Below are 17,226 nucleotides of genomic sequence, written 5' to 3'. Positions count from 1 at the left end.
GCGCCTTGCTGATGCGCTGCGGCACCCGCGCAGCCGGAGAGGCTAAAATGAGTGCCGCACACAGTTTAGGCACGCCGCAGGTGTGCATTCCCAGTCATCCGGCCGCAGCGCAGCAGTGCGTCCGCCGCCGGAGCCGATCCACTCTCAAGGAGTCAGCCCGCATGGCACGCAAGGCCTCACTGTCCGGTTTCCCCGAATGGCTACCGCAGGAGCGTCTCGTGGAACTCCATGTGCTGGACGTCCTGCGGCGGACCTTCGAGCTCCACGGCTTCGCGAACATCGAAACCCGTGCCGTGGAAACGGTGGGCCAGCTGCTCCGCAAGGGCGAAATCGACAAGGAAGTCTACGCACTCAGCCGGCTGCAGGCCGAAGAGGGCGAGCCCGCCGGTAAGCAGGACCCGAACCAGCTGGCCCTGCACTTTGACCTCACTGTGCCGTTCGCCCGCTATGTGGTGGAGAACGCCGGCCACCTTGCCTTCCCGTTCCGCCGCTACCAGATCCAGAAGGTCTGGCGCGGTGAGCGCCCCCAGGAAGGGCGTGCCCGGGAGTTCACCCAGGCGGACATCGACGTCGTGGGCGACGGCGACCTGCCGTTCCGGTACGACGTCGAGCTGGCACTGGTGATCGCCGAGGCCCTCGGCGCGCTGCCCATCCCGGATTTCCGGATCCGCGTGAACAACCGCAAGCTGGCCGAGGGTTTCTACCGCGGTATCGGTCTTGAGGACACCGCCGGCGTGCTGCGGAGCATCGACAAGCTGGAAAAGGTGGGTCCGGCACGGGTAGCGGAACTGCTGCAGGAAGAACTGGGTGCCACACCCGGGCAGGCTGAACTGGCCCTCAAGCTCGCCTCCATCCGGTCCGAGGACGTCTCCTTCGCGGATGAGGTGCGGGCGCTGGGCGTAACAAACGAACTTTTTGAGACCGGCCTGGATGAACTGGAACAGGTGATCGCCGAGGCATCACGCCGGGCACCGGGCAAGGTCATTGCGGACCTGTCCATTGCCCGCGGCCTGGATTACTACACCGGCACTGTCTACGAGACGGTCCTGGTGGGCCACGAGCAGCTTGGCTCCATCTGCTCCGGCGGCCGCTACGATTCCCTCGCTTCCAAGGGCAGCCGCACGTTCCCCGGCGTCGGACTCTCCATCGGTGTCACCCGCCTGGTGATGCGCATCCTCAGCCAGGACTTCGCGGAAGCCTCCCGTTCAGTGCCCACCGCGGTACTGGTGACGCTGGCCGACGACGATTCGTGGTCGGCAGCCCAGGATGTTGCCGCTGCCCTGCGCGGGCGGGGCATCGCCGTCGAGGTTGCCGCCAAGGCAGAGAAGTTCGGCAAGCAGATCAAGTACGCGGACCGCCGCGGCATCCCGTTCGTCTGGTTCACGGCAGAAGACGGAAGCCATGAGGTCAAGGACATCCGCTCCGGAGACCAGAGCGCCGCCGATCCTGCCGTATGGACACCTCCCGCGGAGGACCTGCTTCCGCAGATCGCTTCGCGGGGTGCAATGTTGCACAGCTGAAACATGCCGGTCACGGATTGAGCTACGGGGCTGGCCTATAGTGGCTGCATGAAAACCCCCTTGCGGATCGGCTATGCGGCCATGCTCGAGCAGTTCCATCCGACCGAGGCCGTGGCACTTTCCGCGTATGCCGAGGAGCGAGGTTTTTCGGGCGTCATGGCCGCAGACCACTTCCAGCCGTGGGTCCCGGCACAAGGACAATCCGCGTTTGTCTGGAACGTGCTGGCAGCCCTGGGGGAACGTACCAAGGGAGATATCGGGCCCGGCGTGACAGCTCCGACCTTCCGCTGGCATCCGGCCATGGTGGCCCAGGCCTCCGCGACCCTGGCGGCCATGTACCCGGGCCGGCACTGGCTGGGCCTCGGTTCCGGCGAAGCGCTGAACGAACACGTCACGGCCCAGTACTGGCCCGAGGCACCCGAACGCATCAACCGGATGTTCGAGGCGATTGAGATCATCTCCAAGCTTTTCGCTGCCTCGCTGGCCGGCAAGGATGTCCGCCACAGCGGAACGTTCTACAAGATGGAATCCACCCGGCTTTGGACCATGCCGGAGGTTGCACCCGAGATCCTGGTCGCCACCGCCGGTCCGGTCACGGCCAAGCGTGCCGGGAAGCACGCCGACGGCCTGATCACGGTGGGAGCACCGCTGGAGAAGATTGAGGGGCTGTTCGCACGCTTCGACGCCGGTGCCCGCGAGGCAGGCAAGGACCCCGAAAACATGCCCAAGGTTCTTCAGCTGCACATGAGCTGGGCGCCCACGTATGAGCAAGCGCTGGCCAACGCCATGACCGAGTGGCCCAACGGCGGCATGAAGTTCCCCAAGGCTGACATCCGCTCGCCCTTCGAGCTGGAGCAGATGGCCCGGCTCGTCCGGCCGGAGGACTTCGAGGGACGCCTGCTGATCTCAGAGGACCCGGACGTCCACCGCGCCTACATCCAGAAGTTCCTTGACCTTGGCTTCGACCGCGTCTACCTGCACAACGTGGGCCGCAACCAGCGTGAATGGATCGACACCTTTTCCCGCGACGTCCTCCCGGAGCTGCACCGATGAACACTGCGCCGTCTTTTCCCAGCGCACCCGCGAAGCCAGAGCAGGCGTCCATCCCCGCCGGCGATTCCTCCCCGGCACGGCGGCTGGTCATCACGCCGGTGCGCGGCATCGGCGAAGTACGGGCCGGAGATGACCTGGTCGAGCTGATTGGCCGTGCCTGCGGCCGGGAGCTGCGGAGCGGGGACATCCTCGCCGTCACTTCCAAGATCGTGTCCAAGGCCGAGGGCCGCACGGTTCCGGCGGACCGGCGCGAAGAAGCCGTTGAGCAGGAAACGGTTCGCGTGGTGGCCAGCCGGGAGACCGGGAACGGCACCACGCGCATCGTGGAGAACCGGCTCGGCATCGTGGCGGCGGCCGCCGGAGTAGACGCCAGCAACACCGCCGAAGGCACGGTGCTGCTGCTTCCGCTGGATCCGGACGCTTCGGCCCGCGCCCTGTGCCGCGGCCTGAAACGGGACTTCGGCGTCGACGTCGGCGTCATCATTACCGACACGCTGGGCCGGCCGTGGCGCCAGGGCCAGACGGACGCCGCGATCGGTGCCGCAGGCATCAGCGTGCTGCTGGACCTGCGCGGGCAGCCGGACGGCTCGGGCCGGCCGATGTCCGCCACGGTGTCCGCGGTGGCAGACGAGATCGCTGCGGCCGCAGACCTGGTCAAGGGCAAGGCAGCTGGCCTTCCCGTGGCGCTGGTCCGCGGACTGGACACGCTGGTCACCGTGGGCGGTATGGACAAGGACCCCGGAGCGCGGGCGCTGCTCCGTCCTGCCGCTGAGGACATGTTCCGGCAGGGCAGCACGGAAGCCTACGAGGACGGCCGGCGGTCCGGCACCAAAACCGGATACAACGCAGGGTACGACGACGGCCATGCGGCTGGATATGAGGACGGCTACGCAGCAGGGTATGCAGCGGCTGCCTCCGAGGCACGCCGCCGGGCACGCATCAGCGCTGACTAAAAGCGATGAACGGACGTCCTGTCTGCGGATGGGGAACCATCGCCGCGTCCACGCCGTAGACGGTCCGGATCAGGTCCGGGGTGAGGACGGCCGCCGTAGCCCCTGCCGCCGCGACCCGGCCGCGGTGCAGCACGATCACGTGGGAGCAGCTGGCTGAGGCATGGTTGATGTCATGCAGCGCCGCGGCGATACCCATGCCGTCCGCGGCAAGTTTCTCCAGCAGGTCCAGTGTTTCCAGCTGCGCCCCGATGTCCAGGTGGTTGGTCGGCTCGTCGAGCAGCAGCAGTGACGGGTCCTGCGCCAGGGCGCGCGCCAGTTGTACCCGCTGGCGTTCCCCGCCGGAGAGCGTCTCATACATCCGGTCTGCCAGCGCCGCGGCTCCCGCCGCCTGCAGGGCCCGGTCTGCGGCGTCGTGGTCCCCTGGCCCGTCGGCGGCGAACAGGCTCCGGTGCGGGGTGCGGCCCAGCAGCACCAGGTCCCGCACCGGCTGGGCGACGTCGGTGGGCAGGGCCTGTTCGACCAGGGCGATGCGCCGGGCCCGGGCGCGCCGGCCGACGCCGGCCAGGGGAACACCGCCGAGCAGTACCGTCCCTGAATCGGGAATCAGGATTCCGGCCAGCAGGTGGAGCAGCGTCGACTTCCCGGCACCGTTGGGTCCCAGGATCCCGGTCAGCGTTCCGGACCGGATGCTGCAGTCCACTCCGTCAATGAGCATCCTGCCGCCGCGGGCCAGCGTCACCCGGCTCGTGTCGAGGCTCTGCGTGTGCTTCATCCAATCCTCCTGCGCCGCAGCAGCAGCATAATGAACACCGGTGCTCCAATCAGCGCCGTGACGATCCCCACCGGAATCTCCCGCGGGTCAAACACGGACCGGGCCGCCGTATCGGCCAGCACCAGGAAGAGCGCGCCGGCGAGGGCGCTGAGGGGGAGCAGCACGCGGTGCCGGGACCCGGTCAGCAGGCGGACGGCGTGCGGCAGCACCAATCCGACGAAGCCGATTGACCCGCTGACCGACACCATGGCACCGGTCAGTACCGCCGTGGCGCCCAACAGCACCCACCGCACCGCCGGAACATGGATGCCCAGGGCAGCGGCGGCGGTATCACCGAAAGCGAAGGCGTCGAGGATCCGGCCGCAGAGCATCAGGGGAAGACCTACGACGGCCAGTACCGGCAGTGCAATGGCCACCGTGTTCCATCCGGTTCCGGCGAGCGATCCCATCAGCCAGCCCAGGACCTCGCGGTAGGAATCCCCCTGCGCCGTCCAGAACACCACGAAGGAGGTGGCAGCAGCTGCCAGCGAGGAGACCGCCAGTCCGGCCAGTACGGTCCTGGTGGGCGTGATGGTGCCCAGCGCACCGGCGAGGCTCAGCGTGAGCACCATGGCCAGCATGGCCCCGGTGAAGGCTGCGGCCGGAAGGACGACGGCGGCACCCAGGAGCAGCACGGTGACGGCGCCGAAGCTCGCGCCGGAACTCAGTCCCAGCAGGTAGGGGTCGGCCAGGGGATTGCGGGTCAGGGCCTGGATGACCGCCCCGCACAGCGCCAGGCCGGCGCCGACGGCGGCGGCTGTGAGGATGCGGGGAAGCCTTAGGTCCCGCACAATGGCTTCCTGCAGCGGAGTCAGCGAGCCGCTGCCCGGTGCGGTCAGGGCCAGCCACGCCTCGCGCACGCCCAATCCTGCCGGCCCGACGGTCAGCGCCCAGAGGACTGCTGCCGCCAGAGCCGCGGAGAGACCGGCGGCCACCAGCCAGCTGCGCCGGGAAGCGGTGCGGGGTGCGGGCTCCCGGCGCCCTGGGACGAAGGTCCGGGGGAGGGTCTCAGTCAAGGGCAGCCAGCTGCTCGCTAAGGGACCGGACCGTCTCAACGTTGCGTACCCCGGCCTCCGACGCCGCGAAGGGCACCACCAGGTAGCGTCCTTCGCGAACGGCGGCGAGCTGCGAGATGACCGGATGGGCTTCCAGGACCGATTTCTTCTTGTCTGTGCTGCCCCACGCCGAGTCAACGAGCACAATCACGTCGGGATCCGCTTCGGCAACGGCCTCCCAGGAATAAGGACTCCATCCGGCATCGATTCCATCGGCAATGTTCTCCAGTCCGGCCGCTTCCATCAGCAGAGCCGGCGCTCCGCTTCCGGCGCCCACAAAGGGCGTGTCGGATCCCGAGCTGTACCAGAGGGCGCTGTAGCCCTTGCCGGAGGGAACAACCGCATCCAGCTCCGTCCGCTGTTCCCGAACCAGTTCGGCAGCAGCTTCCGGCGCCCCAAAAACGTCCCCGGCCTCCTCAATCGAGGCGAAGACATCGTCGAACGTGAGCGGACTGGGCCGGTAGCCGTTCCCCTGGCACGCGGCAGGCGAGACGTAGCTCTGCACCCCCAAGTCCGTCAGCTGGCTGCGTTGCCCCGCCCCGTCGGCGGAGAAGTTGGATTCCCATCCGGCGAAGATCAGGTCAGGTGCCAGCGACAGCACCGCCTCGAGGGACGGAACTTTCCCGGCGAGGACCGGAGGGGCGTCGCCGTCCCAGGCCTGCGGCACCGGGCCGTCGGAGAACGCCGTGCCCACGATCCTGTCCCCAAGGCCAAGTGCCAGGAGCAGTTCGGTGGAGGTGGATTTGATCGTGACCACCCTTTCAGGCGGCGCCTGCAGGGAGACAGCGGTTCCGCAGTTGTCCAGCTCCAGCGGGTAGTGCACGCCGGTGCTGGTGGTCTCGAGGGTGCTTCCTTCGGCGGCCCGGGCGGTGTCTGCCGGAACGGAGCAGCCTGCCAGGAGCAGGACGCCGGCCGCTGCAGTGGCGGGGAAGAAAATGCGTCTGGCAGCTCGATGGTGCAGGGCGGAACGAAACAAGGAAGTCATGGGACCTCGCTGGGCTTCTCTGGGCGGGCGGTCCCGCGGGAGCTGCTGCGCACGCGGGAAAGAAAAAGCGGCCAGGGCCCAAATCAAGGCCGGCAGATCCCAGCAGACCAGCCGGGCATCAGATGCCAGCCGCCGGAATGAAAGCGGACCGGCGGCGATTTCTACACTCTTGCAGAACTCGTCCGGTTAGCCAAGGATGTCGGGCACGGAGAACACAGTTGCTCCACAGCTTTAATGCCTCCGAAACGCAGGAGAAATGTTGGAGGCAAATTATGGACAAAGACCTTCACCGGTCTTTTCGAAACAGGCGGCAGCACTATGCCGGCCGGAATAGGGAGTCTGCTTTGACAATCGTTCGAACTGCACTGACCCAGACCACTTGGACCGGCGACGAAGAATCAATGGTCGCCAAGCATGAGGAGTTCGTCCGCCGGGCGGCCGCTGAGGGTGCGCAGGTTATTTGTTTCCAGGAACTGTTCCACGGGCCGTACTTCGGAATTGTCCAGGACAGCAAGTACTACGAATATGCACAGGCTGTACCCGGTCCGCTGACCGAGCGCTTCTCGAAGCTCGCGGCTGAACACAACATGGTCATCATCCTCCCGGTCTATGAGGAGGACCAGCCCGGCGTCTACTACAACACCGCGGCAGTCATCGACTCCGACGGAACGTATTTGGGCAAGTACCGCAAGAACCACATTCCCCACGTGGAGAAGTTCTGGGAGAAGTTCTATTTCCGGCCCGGAAACCTCGGCTGGCCCGTTTTCGACACCGCTGTCGGCAAAGTCGGCGTCACTATTTGTTATGACCGTCATTTCCCCGAAGGGTGGCGGGTCCTGGGACTCAACGGCGCCCAGCTCGTCTTCAATCCCAATGCTTCGAAGCCGGGACTTTCGAACCGGCTGTGGGAACTCGAGCAGCCTACTGCAGCGGCAGCCAACGGTTACTTCGTGGTGGTGCCGAACCGGGTGGGCGAAGAGACCAATGAATTCGGCGAAGAAGCCGTGGACTTTTACGGGACCTCCTACATCGCCGATCCGCAGGGCAACTACGTGGGTGAGGTCGGGGCCCGGGACGGCGAGGAACTGATGATCAGGGACCTGGACATGGAGCTGGTCCGCACAGCCCGGAACAACTGGCAGTTCTACCGGGACCGCCGCCCCGACGCCTACGACCCGATCACCGCCCCGTAGCTGCACCCCCGGACTGGCACAGAGAGAGGCAAGGAACAGTTACATGGCAACAATACTGATCTCCGGCGGCACCGTCGTCACCGCGACCGGCCGCAGCGCTGCGGATGTCCTGGTGGACGGAGAGAAAATCGCCGCGGTGCTGGCACCGGGCTCCACCCTGCTGGGCCACGACCTCGCCGGGTCGGTGGATACGGTCCTGGACGCCACCGGCAAGTACGTGATTCCCGGCGGCATCGACGCCCACACCCACATGCAGATGCCCTTCGGCGGCACCGAAGCCTCCGACACTTTCGAGACCGGCACCCGGGCGGCTGCCTGGGGCGGCACCACCACCATCGTGGACTTCGCGATCCAGCGCTACGGCGAGCGGGTCATGGACGGCCTCGCGGCGTGGCACGAAAAGGCCGCCGGAGAATGCGCCATCGACTACGGATTCCACCAGATCATCGGCGACGTCAATGACGACTCACTCAAGGCCATGGAAGCCCTGCCGGACGAGGGCGTCTCCAGCTACAAGCTGTTCATGGCCTACCCGGGTGTCTTCTACAGCGATGACGCGCAGATCTACAAGGCAATGCGCGTGGGAGCCGAGACCGGGCTGATGACCATGATGCACGCCGAGAACGGCCCGGCGATCGACGCCATGGTCGCGGAGCTTCTGGCCCAGGGCAAAACCGATCCCTACTACCACGGCGTCGCGCGTGCCTGGCAGATGGAGGAGGAAGCCACCCACCGGGCGATTATGCTCGCCAACCTCACCGGGGCGCCGCTCTACGTGGTCCACGTTTCGGCGAAGCAGGCCGTGGAGCAGCTGGCCGCGGCCCGGGACAACGGGCAGAACGTCTTTGGGGAGACCTGCCCGCAGTACCTTTACCTCTCCCTGGAGGACCAGCTCGGTGCGGACGGGTTTGAAGGTGCCAAGTGGGTCTGTTCCACGCCGCTGCGGTCCAAGCACGAACACCACCAGGACCACATGTGGCAGTCGCTGCGCACCAATGACATCCAGATGGTCGCCACCGACCACTGCCCGTTCTGCATGAAGGGCCAGAAGGACATGGGCGTGGGGGACTTCTCCAAGATTCCCAACGGGATCGGCTCGGTGGAGCACCGGATGGACCTGATGTACCAGGGTGTCGTGGACGGAAAGATCAGCCTCGAACGCTGGGTCGAAATCACCAGCACGACGCCGGCACGCATGTTTGGCATGTACGGCACCAAGGGCGTGATCGCCCCGGGCGCCGACGCCGACGTCGTTATTTACGATCCGAACGGACATACCTCGATCGGGCTGGAAAAGACCCACCACATGAACATGGACTACTCGGCCTGGGAGGGCTACGAGATCGAGGGCCATGTGGACACGGTGATGTCCCGCGGCAGGGTGGTCATCAACAACAACGAGTACCTGGGCAGCAAGGGACATGGGCAGTACGTCCGCCGCGCAACCAGCCAGTACCTGGTCTAGGGGGGAACATGGAATTCGGAGCGGTACTGCAGTGCAATCCTCCCGCCCAGCGGACGGTGGCACTGGCCAAGAAAGCCGAAGAGCACGGGTTCGACTACGTCTGGACCTTCGATTCGCACCTGCTCTGGCAGGAGCCCTACGTGATCTACAGCCAGATCCTGGCTGAGACCCGGTCCATCAAGGTCGGCCCGATGGTCACTAACCCTGCGACCCGGGACTGGACCGTGACGGCGTCAACCTACGCCACGCTCAATCAGATGTACGGGAACCGGACCGTGTGCGGGATCGGCCGCGGAGACTCGGCGGTGCGGGTGACCAACGGCGCGCCGACCACGCTGAAGACCCTCCGCGAGTCGATCCATGTGATCCGGGAGCTGGCCAATTCCCGCCCGGTTGAATACAACGGCGCCACCCTGCAGTTCCCGTGGAGCAAGGGTTCCGAGCTGGAGGTCTGGGTGGCGGCGTACGGTCCGCTGGCACTGAAGCTCACCGGAGAGGTGGGCGACGGGTTCATCCTTCAACTGGCCGACGTCGATGTTGCAGAGTGGATGATCCGCACCGTCCGGCAGGCAGCCGCCGACGCCGGCCGGGATCCGGACAGCATTTCCTTCTGCGTAGCAGCGCCCATGTACATCGGCACTGACCGGGAGCATATGCGGAACCAGTGCCGCTGGTTCGGTGGCATGGTGGGCAACCATGTGGCGGACATCGTGTCCAAGTACGGTTCGGATTCCTCCGTTCCGCAGGCCCTGACCGACTACATTGCCGGGCGTCAGGGCTACGACTACAACGAGCACGGACGGGCCGGGAACACCCATGCGGACTTCGTGCCGGATGAAATCGTGGACAGGTTTTGCATCCTGGGCACTGCCGAGGAGCACATGGAGAAACTCGAAAAGCTTAAGGCCCTGGGCGTCACGCAGTTCGCCGGTTATCTCCAGCATGACAACAAGGAAGAAACCCTGCGCGTCTACGGGGAGACGGTGATTCCTGCCCTGCGGGACCACGTGGCTGCGAAGGCATGAAAACGGAAGTACGACGGCGGTGGCGCCCGTCCGTAATCGCGTGGGGGCTGGGAGGGGTGCTGCTGCCGGTCCTTCTCTGGGAGCTGTACAAGGCACTTGGTCCGGCAGAAGGGGTAAGCATCGGAGGCACACCGGTGCTGCCCCGGACTACGGACCTGGCCATGCCGCACGTCTGGACCATGCTCACCCGGCTCTTCGCTCCGGAATCCTCAGCCGCCTCCGCGGACGCTATGTGGGTATCCGTGCTTCAGGCAGCGGGATTCACCCTCGGGATTGCCGGTGTGGGGTGGCTGCTGGGCGTGGTCGTGGGGCTGGGGCTGGCGATGCTGATGCAGCGGTTCCGCAGTGCGAACTCGGCCATGCTGCCCTGGATCATCCTGAGCCAGACAGTGCCGCTGATTGCCATTGCACCGCTGGTACGGCGCTGGGGATCCCAGCTCGAGTTTGGCCCATTCACCTGGGAAAACTGGATGTCCGTTGCCGTGATCGCCTCCTATCTGGCGTTCTTCCCGGTGGCGGTGGGGGCGCTGCGCGGCTTCAGCGCGCCGCAGAAAGCCCACGTGGACCTGATGCACACCTACGCCCTGGGCTGGTGGCAGACGTTCCTGCGCCTAAGGCTGCCGGCCAGCGTTCCCTATCTGCTGCCTGCCCTGCGCCTTGCCGCTGCCAACGCCGTCGTGGGAACCGTCGTAGCGGAGGTGTCCATCGGCCTGCGCGGCGGGATTGGCCGCATGATCGTTGAATTCGCCGCAGCTGCCGGCGGAGACCCCGGCAAACCCTGGGCGCCGATTTTTGGGGCCGTGGCGCTGGGCCTGGCCGCGGTTGGATTCGTTGCTTTGATCGGCGTTTCGCTGCGCCGTTACCGCAGAGGAGAACAGGCAGTATGAGCGCCAGTACAGAACAGCCCGCCGCAGTCGAAACAGCGGGCGTGACACGGGTCTTTGGATCGGGCCGAGGCGAAGTCCACGCACTCCGGGATGTCAGCCTCACGGTCGCCGAGGGGGAGTTCGTCTCCCTGATCGGGCCGTCCGGCTGCGGCAAGAGCACGCTGATGCGGCTGATCGCTGACCTGGACACACCCAGCTCCGGGGCGATCACGGTTTTTGGAAAGTCAGCCCGGCAGGCACGGCTGGACCAGGATTACGGCATCGCCTTCCAGCAGGCGGGCCTGCTCCCGTGGCGGACCGTCCGGGGGAACATCGAATTGCCGCTGCAGACCCACGGAGCTTCCCCGGCCCGGCGGCGGGAGCGGACCGATGAGCTGCTGCAGATGGTCGGGCTCTCCGATTTCGGAGAACACTATCCGGACCAGCTCTCCGGAGGCATGCAGCAGCGCGTCGCGATTGCCCGTTCCCTGGCGGAGTCTCCCAAACTCCTGCTGATGGACGAGCCGTTCGGTGCGCTGGATGAGATGACGCGGGAACGGATGCAGAACGAGCTGGTGCGCATCTGCGCGGAGACGGGCTGCGCCGTCGTGTTTGTCACCCATTCCATTCCCGAGGCTGTGTTCCTCTCCGACCGGGTGGTGGTCATGTCCCCGCGGCCCGGCCAGATCCGGGACATCGTGGACATCACGCTTGGGACCGCCGCCGCCCGGGGAGCGGCCCTGCGTGAGGAAGCCGTGTTCTACGACGCCATCCGCGCGGTCCGCGAGGCACTTCACGGAGCGGAACCTGCTGTGGTCCGAGGAGCTGAGACACTGTGAGTGGAATCGTTCAGGATCCGCCGACGGCGCCGGGAACACGCCCTGCGCCGCGCCCGCGGGGTGCGGCGGGGGTCGATCCCGGACAGCTGTCCGGGCTGGGGCGGAACCTCGCTGCTCCGCTGCTGCTGGGGGCAGCGGCACTGCTCCTCTGGCAGGGGGCCGTGTGGCTGCTGGAGATCGAGCCTTTCATTGTTCCTGGGCCGCTGGCCATCGCGGAGGCTGTCATCGCCAACGCAGGGAATGTGGCAGCGGCAGCCGCCGTAACGGGAGCCAACGCCGCCGTCGGACTGGTGGCCGGAGCCCTGCTGGGCGTGGCAGCCGCAGTGGCTGCGGCAGCGGGACCGGTCCTGGACCGTCTGGCCGCACCGCTCGTCGTTGCGCTCTCGGTGATCCCGATCGTGGCGCTGGCACCGGTGCTCTACACGATGTACGGAGCGGACCAGCAGGCTACGCGGCAAATTGTGGCCGGCATTGCGGTCTTCATCCCGGTGTACGTGAACTCGCTCCGCGGCTTCCGGCAGGTGGCTCCGGTGCACCGGGACCTCATGCGTTCCTACGCCGCCGGGACCTGGCAGATCACCCGTTCCGTCACGCTGCCCAGCGCTGTGCCCTTTATGTTCACCGGGCTGCGGATCGCGTCGTCGCTGGCCGTGGTTTCCGCGTTGATCGCGGAGTACTTCGGCGGACCTGTCGGCGGGCTGGGCAAGTCTGTGACCTCAGCAGCATCGAGCAGCAACTACACACTGGCCTGGGCCTACGTCGTGGGTGCAGTCCTGCTGGGACTGGTGTTCTACGCCGTCACCGCGGGGCTGGAAATGTACTTTTCCCGCCATTCCGGCGGTGCCCCCTGAGGCTCCGCAGGATGGTCCACCGCACCACACTTTCTGCACCACCACACCTTCACCACCGCACCACACCGTCCGCAACGAGGGGAAGAACATGAATACACGCAGGAAACCGCTGACCGTCCTGGCCGCCGGGCTGGCTGCCTCCGCACTGGCACTGGCCGGGTGCGGCGGCGGCTCCGGAGACGGGGGAGAAGCAGCCGATGAGCTGACCCCGGTCAAGCTGCAGCTCCAGTGGTTCGCCCAGGCCCAGTTTGCCGGTTACTACGCAGCCCTGGACCAGGGCTTCTTCGAGGACGAGGGCCTCGACGTCGAAATCCTGGAAGGAGGCGCAGACATTGTCCCGCAGGACGTCCTGGCCTCCGGCGACGCCGACTACGCCATCTCCTGGGTGCCGAAGGTGCTCGGTTCCATTGAGCAGGGAGCCGAGATCACCAACGTCGCCCAGATCTTCGAGCGCAGTGCCACCCTCCAGGTCGCGATGGCCGATTCGGGGATCGACGGGCCGGAAGACCTGGCCGGCAAGAAGGTCGGCTCCTGGGGCTATGGCAACGAATGGGAACTGTTCGCCGGGATGCAGCAGGCCGGCGTCGAAATCGATGACATCGAGCTGATCCAGCAGGCCTTCGACATGAACGGCTTCCTCGCCGGGGACATCGACGCCGCGCAGGCCATGACCTACAACGAGTACGCACAGGTGCTCGAAACGGAGAATCCAGAAACCGGCGAGCTTTTCCAGCCGGAAGACCTCACCGTCATCGACTGGAACGAAGTTGGCACGGCGATGCTCCAGGACGCCATCTGGGCTGACACCCAGCGGCTGGAGGACGAGGAATACCAGGAGACGACCGTCGCCTTCATCAAGGCAGCCATCAAGGGCTGGGCCTATGCGAAGGACAACCCTGAGGAAGCAGCGGAAATCGTCACCGGGGCCGGGTCCACGCTGGGCCAGAGCCACCAGCTGTGGATGACCAACGAAACGTCCAAGCTGATCTGGCCCTCAACCAACGGCGTCGGCCTGATCGACGAAGCAGCGTGGGACAAGACGGTCGAAATTGCCATGGGCACCAAGAACGAGACCGGAGCAACCATCATCACCTCCGAACCGCCGGCCACGGCCTGGACCAACGAATACGTGGAGAAGGCCCTGGCCGAGCTTGAAGAAGAAGGCGTGGATACCAAGGGCGCCGACTATGAGCCCATCGAGGTTGAACTCCAGCCCGGGGGCAACTAACCGGTTTGAACCCGGACTGGCCTGGCCGGCGCACCGCTAATCAGGCTTATCTGTGGATCCGCCCGCTGGGCGGACCAGACCCCAGACGACGGCGGTGCGCCGGCCAGGCTTTTTGTTGCAATGCCGCCGGTCAGCCCGGGGTGTCCACCGGCTAAAAGCTGTAGCGTTTGGGCTACCCTCACCGCGAATTAATGCGGGCGGGGTATATGCGAATCGGAGTTCCTAGGCCTGATGGGGCGGCGGGGCGGAGGACTCCGGGGAGTGCCGCTGCGGTGAGGGACCCCCCCCACTAGGACGCCTCTGGATGGCCTGAGGTGGGAGACAGAATCTCTGAGCCCCAGTCTTATTCATGGTCTCGGCCTGGGTTTTGCAACGATGGGCTGAACTCACCGTCGACTCACCAGATGCCCAGCGGCGGTACTCGGAACTCTTTGATCCCCGGGGTGGAAAACTGCGCAGAGTCAGAAGAAGTTGATGAGTGTCATTGCAAGTTCGTCGGGGGCTTCTTCTGCCATGTGGTGGCCGGACTCGACGCCGTGCCCACGAAGGTCGGACGCCCAGTCCTTCCATATGTCGAGCGGATTACCGTACAGCAGTTCCAAGTCATCCCGCAGGGACCAAAGCACCAGCAACGGCATCTGCAGAATCTTGCCAGCCGCGAGATCCGCTTCCTCGTGTTCCCGGTCGATCGTTAGGCCGGCACGGTAATCCTCCAGCATTGCCCGGATTGTCGCCGGATTTCGGACTGCCTGACGCCACTCGTCGTAGTTCTCCTGCCCCATGATCACGGGATCACCCTGGTACCAGCTGTCGGGGTCGGCGGTTATGACCCGTTCAGGAATCTCCGGCTGGGCGTAGAAGAACCAGTGCCACCACCTTGTTGCGAAGTTCGCGTTGGCGCGTGAGAGATGTTCGCTGATGGGGATACAGTCCAGCAGTGCGAGCTTTGACACCGCTGACGGGTAGTCAAGGGCAAGACGGAGTGCGGAGTAGCTGCCCCGGTCATGGCCGGCTAGAGCAAACTGTTCGTGGCCCAGCTGGTTCATGAGGTGAAGCATGTCCCGCGCGGTGGCACGTTTGGAATGTGCTGAATGATCACGAGTGGGCTCCGGTTTGCTGGACCGCCCGTATCCGCGTAGGTCAGGGCAAACAACTTGGAACCCGGCCTCGACCAGCCTAGGTGCTACTCGGTGCCACGTCGCCGAAGTTCTCGGGTGGCCATGAAGCAGCAAAACAGGTGGCCCTTCCCCTCCAACTCGAACGAAGAGCTGAGACTCTCGATCTCGGACATCAACTGTCAATTCGACGAATTGTTCAAACATGCCTTCATCCTGCCTCACCAACAAGTTCCGCCAGCGGATCGCCTAATAGGACCCCTCAAGTGCTTACCTTCGGCGTGAGTCCTGCACCGTCCGCTAGGCTGGGGCCGTTGCACCGAGGGGGTGCAGCAGCGGGCCAGGGGACCACCATTAACAGAAAAGCGTCAGTAGGAATGATCGTTGGACTATCGATCTTGGGTGGCTTTGCCCTCGGGATAGCCACAATGCCTGCGTCGGAGCTCGATGAACCCGCTGCACAGCCCCGCCTGGGCACGGCGGCTGCCGAACTGGCTGCCCTATCGGGGTCGGCAATGGAGCCTTCTGGACTGACGGATGATCCTACGACAGCGGTCTACGAACCGTTCATCGCTTGTTCTGCTGATTATCCCAACGGTCCCGGCGCGGCCCTGGACCGGAGCAACCTGATCGGGCCGGAGAACAGCGTGATGGCTTCACCCGAGCAGCTGAGAGCTATGGGCCTACCCGAATCAGAAGTCACCGCCCAAGCACACACATGGCAAGAGTTGAACCCTGAAGTGCGCGCAGAGCAGTTGTGCCGTGCCACTTACGAGAACGCAGCTGTGGATGCGCTGCGTTGAGTACCCAGCGCAGCGCGACGGGTTTCAAGCGGCAGGGCAGGTCAACCAGGCCTGATCTCCTCGTGTCAGTTGTGGTAGTCGTAACGCTTCTGCCCATCCTGCTTTCGGTCGTCATGTTCGCAGTAACTCTTGTTTCCTTTGTCCAGCGAACGGGTGCAGTGTGGACCCAGGTAGCGATGTACCTGCCATTTGTCGCATTGGCATTTGCGGCTCTTCTGACCTGGAGGGCCATGAGACGCGCGGAGACAAACTGGAAGGCATGGGCGATGTGCCTTTTTACGGTGACGCTGCTCATCATCGCAGCCTTCCCGCCCGTCTATAGCTTGAGTAAGGCAATGGCCGAGGAGCTATGCGAAAGCGCGCCGGGTGGCCGGGGATACGCAGGGGCATCACTTGAAGCTCCGGGCATTTGCGACTGGGCCAGGGACTAATCGCAACTACAGTAATCACTCTTGGCTATAGGGCGAGGTTGAGGCGAGGCTAACTGCAAAGCGATATCGCTCGCCAGGTCGGCTCACCTGCGTCGCGCTAAGGGATCCCTCAGGGGGCGCATGACGCGCTTTTCAAATGCTGAGGTTGGCCACCGGCGACCTGGTCCTCGGTAGATCTGGCAGCACACTAGAGGACTTTGCGCAGTCCTTCCGACGCATCCTGAAGATGATGCTCGACCTCGTGGAGGACAAAGCATGAAAAGGACTGCACTGTGAATTCTTTGCCATCCCCACGGAGCCCTGCGCGTTCCCAGGAACTGGAGGGAACCTGGTCAAATACACGAGCAGCAAGTTCCAAGTGGCTTTCTAGATCTGCAGAGAGGGCGAGTCTGTCCGAGTTCAGATAGTCGTTGATTTCGGCTTGTTCGTCTTGATCCCAGTTTGAAAAAGTCGGCACGCTTTCTGCCAGCATGAGCCTGACTCGCTCACATGCCAGCCGGCACATGTCACGGACATGGGCTGCGTATTCGAGAGGCGACCATACATGGGCTACGGGTCGCTGGGAAGCTTGAGGATGGCTGAGGAATTCTCTCCAAGCGGTCGCGGTATGGCGAAGGCGGCTCCCGGTCTCCTGACCGAAGTGGGGCGAATATCCGCATTCAGAACAGCCTTCATCGGCCACGAATGACCAGTCCTTTGTCTCCTTGGGAATTGCATTCAGATTGGTCATGCGCCGATCCTATCGCTGGCTCGTGGGATCGGATGTATTAGTTCCCTCGACTGAGTTGTACTTGTTTAGCAACACTCAGAGGGCGATGCCATTGCCCCATGCCCACAGGCGAAGCGGACCAAGTTCCGCTGGGCATATTCCGGCTCGCCCGTGCCCATGAGCTGTTGCGGTGAAGGATCGGCTAATGGGACGCCTCTAGTCCTTACCTTCTTTCCCACTGTGCGTCGCGCTGATGGACCGGCTTACGGGACAGGGTGCGCGCCGCGGCGCTCACGGTTCAGCTTCTTGAATCGCTGCGTGCTC

At 64.8% G+C, this 17,226-nt stretch carries 16 protein-coding genes; 11 read left to right on the top strand and 5 right to left on the bottom strand.

Annotated elements, in window-relative coordinates; genetic code table 11:
- Positions 1-161 precede the first annotated feature (161 nt).
- The 3 genes from hisS to LOC59_RS08255 are packed head-to-tail and all read left to right on the top strand — an operon-like array spanning position 162 to position 3,526.
- Positions 162-1,520 carry a histidine--tRNA ligase gene (gene hisS / locus LOC59_RS08265; RefSeq protein WP_229971415.1) on the top strand — a complete coding sequence of 453 codons (1,359 nt, stop codon included), beginning with the start codon at positions 162-164 and terminating at the stop codon, positions 1,518-1,520.
- Positions 1,521-1,568: 48 nt separating this feature from the next.
- Positions 1,569-2,573 carry a TIGR03557 family F420-dependent LLM class oxidoreductase gene (locus LOC59_RS08260; protein WP_227916656.1) on the top strand — a complete coding sequence of 335 codons (1,005 nt, stop codon included), beginning with the start codon at positions 1,569-1,571 and terminating at the stop codon, positions 2,571-2,573.
- On the top strand, positions 2,570-3,526 hold the full coding sequence (locus tag LOC59_RS08255; protein WP_227916657.1) for a coenzyme F420-0:L-glutamate ligase: 957 nt from the start codon (positions 2,570-2,572) through the stop codon (positions 3,524-3,526). Before LOC59_RS08260 ends, LOC59_RS08255 begins: the two co-directional genes overlap by 4 nt.
- On the opposite strand, the gene LOC59_RS08250 is transcribed toward LOC59_RS08255, so the two are convergent.
- From LOC59_RS08250 to LOC59_RS08240, 3 genes are read right to left on the bottom strand one after another with little or no spacing between them, the layout of a single operon-like run.
- Complete coding sequence (locus LOC59_RS08250; protein WP_229971413.1) at positions 3,513-4,298, bottom strand: ABC transporter ATP-binding protein; 786 nt, start codon at positions 4,296-4,298, stop codon at positions 3,513-3,515. The genes LOC59_RS08255 and LOC59_RS08250 overlap by 14 nt on opposite strands.
- Positions 4,295-5,353: a putative F420-0 ABC transporter permease subunit gene (locus tag LOC59_RS08245; protein WP_442860575.1), complete on the bottom strand. Its 1,059-nt coding sequence runs from the start codon at positions 5,351-5,353 to the stop codon at positions 4,295-4,297. Before LOC59_RS08245 ends, LOC59_RS08250 begins: the two co-directional genes overlap by 4 nt.
- A complete protein-coding gene (locus LOC59_RS08240) occupies positions 5,346-6,377 on the bottom strand; it encodes a putative F420-0 ABC transporter substrate-binding protein (RefSeq protein WP_229971410.1) in 1,032 nt (343 codons plus the stop codon). Before LOC59_RS08240 ends, LOC59_RS08245 begins: the two co-directional genes overlap by 8 nt.
- A 344-nt stretch (positions 6,378-6,721) precedes the next feature.
- Between LOC59_RS08240 and LOC59_RS08235 the strand changes: the two genes are divergently transcribed.
- From LOC59_RS08235 to LOC59_RS08205, 7 genes are all read left to right on the top strand, one after another.
- Positions 6,722-7,570 (top strand): nitrilase-related carbon-nitrogen hydrolase, encoded by an 849-nt coding sequence (locus tag LOC59_RS08235; RefSeq protein ID WP_227895694.1) that lies wholly within the window; start codon positions 6,722-6,724, stop codon positions 7,568-7,570.
- 43 nt (positions 7,571-7,613) lie between these two features.
- On the top strand, positions 7,614-9,035 hold the full coding sequence (hydA, locus tag LOC59_RS08230; RefSeq protein ID WP_227916661.1) for a dihydropyrimidinase: 1,422 nt from the start codon (positions 7,614-7,616) through the stop codon (positions 9,033-9,035).
- 8 nt (positions 9,036-9,043) lie between these two features.
- The gene (locus LOC59_RS08225; protein WP_227895696.1) at positions 9,044-10,060 is read left to right on the top strand and encodes a TIGR03842 family LLM class F420-dependent oxidoreductase; all 1,017 of its coding nucleotides are present in this window, start codon (positions 9,044-9,046) and stop codon (positions 10,058-10,060) included.
- Positions 10,057-10,947, top strand: coding sequence for an ABC transporter permease (locus LOC59_RS08220; protein ID WP_227895697.1), 891 nt, complete (start codon positions 10,057-10,059; stop codon positions 10,945-10,947). Before LOC59_RS08225 ends, LOC59_RS08220 begins: the two co-directional genes overlap by 4 nt.
- Positions 10,944-11,765 carry an ABC transporter ATP-binding protein gene (locus LOC59_RS08215; RefSeq protein WP_229971408.1) on the top strand — a complete coding sequence of 274 codons (822 nt, stop codon included), beginning with the start codon at positions 10,944-10,946 and terminating at the stop codon, positions 11,763-11,765. Before LOC59_RS08220 ends, LOC59_RS08215 begins: the two co-directional genes overlap by 4 nt.
- On the top strand, positions 11,762-12,616 hold the full coding sequence (locus LOC59_RS08210) for an ABC transporter permease (protein ID WP_229971406.1): 855 nt from the start codon (positions 11,762-11,764) through the stop codon (positions 12,614-12,616). The genes LOC59_RS08215 and LOC59_RS08210 overlap by 4 nt, the downstream gene beginning before the upstream one ends.
- 88 nt (positions 12,617-12,704) lie before the next feature.
- A complete protein-coding gene (locus LOC59_RS08205; protein WP_227895700.1) occupies positions 12,705-13,844 on the top strand; it encodes an ABC transporter substrate-binding protein in 1,140 nt (379 codons plus the stop codon).
- Between the two features lie 461 nt (positions 13,845-14,305).
- On the opposite strand, the gene LOC59_RS08200 is transcribed toward LOC59_RS08205, so the two are convergent.
- Positions 14,306-15,166, bottom strand: a complete 861-nt coding sequence (locus tag LOC59_RS08200; protein ID WP_227895701.1) for an alpha/beta fold hydrolase — start codon at positions 15,164-15,166, stop codon at positions 14,306-14,308.
- Positions 15,167-15,387: 221 nt separating this feature from the next.
- Here LOC59_RS08200 and LOC59_RS08195 point away from each other — a divergent pair, with 221 nt between their 5' ends.
- The gene (locus LOC59_RS08195) at positions 15,388-15,762 is read left to right on the top strand and encodes a hypothetical protein (protein WP_227895702.1); all 375 of its coding nucleotides are present in this window, start codon (positions 15,388-15,390) and stop codon (positions 15,760-15,762) included.
- Between the two features lie 618 nt (positions 15,763-16,380).
- On the opposite strand, the gene LOC59_RS08190 is transcribed toward LOC59_RS08195, so the two are convergent.
- Positions 16,381-16,923 (bottom strand): DinB family protein, encoded by a 543-nt coding sequence (locus LOC59_RS08190; protein WP_229971404.1) that lies wholly within the window; start codon positions 16,921-16,923, stop codon positions 16,381-16,383.
- Positions 16,924-17,226: the final 303 nt, after the last annotated feature.

Source organism: Arthrobacter sp. zg-Y916 (assembly GCF_020907385.1).
In the GTDB taxonomy this organism is placed as follows: domain Bacteria; phylum Actinomycetota; class Actinomycetes; order Actinomycetales; family Micrococcaceae; genus Arthrobacter_B; species Arthrobacter_B caoxuetaonis.
The sequence above is the reverse complement of the archived record's forward strand: the minus strand, read 5'-3'. Positions and strand labels throughout refer to the sequence as shown.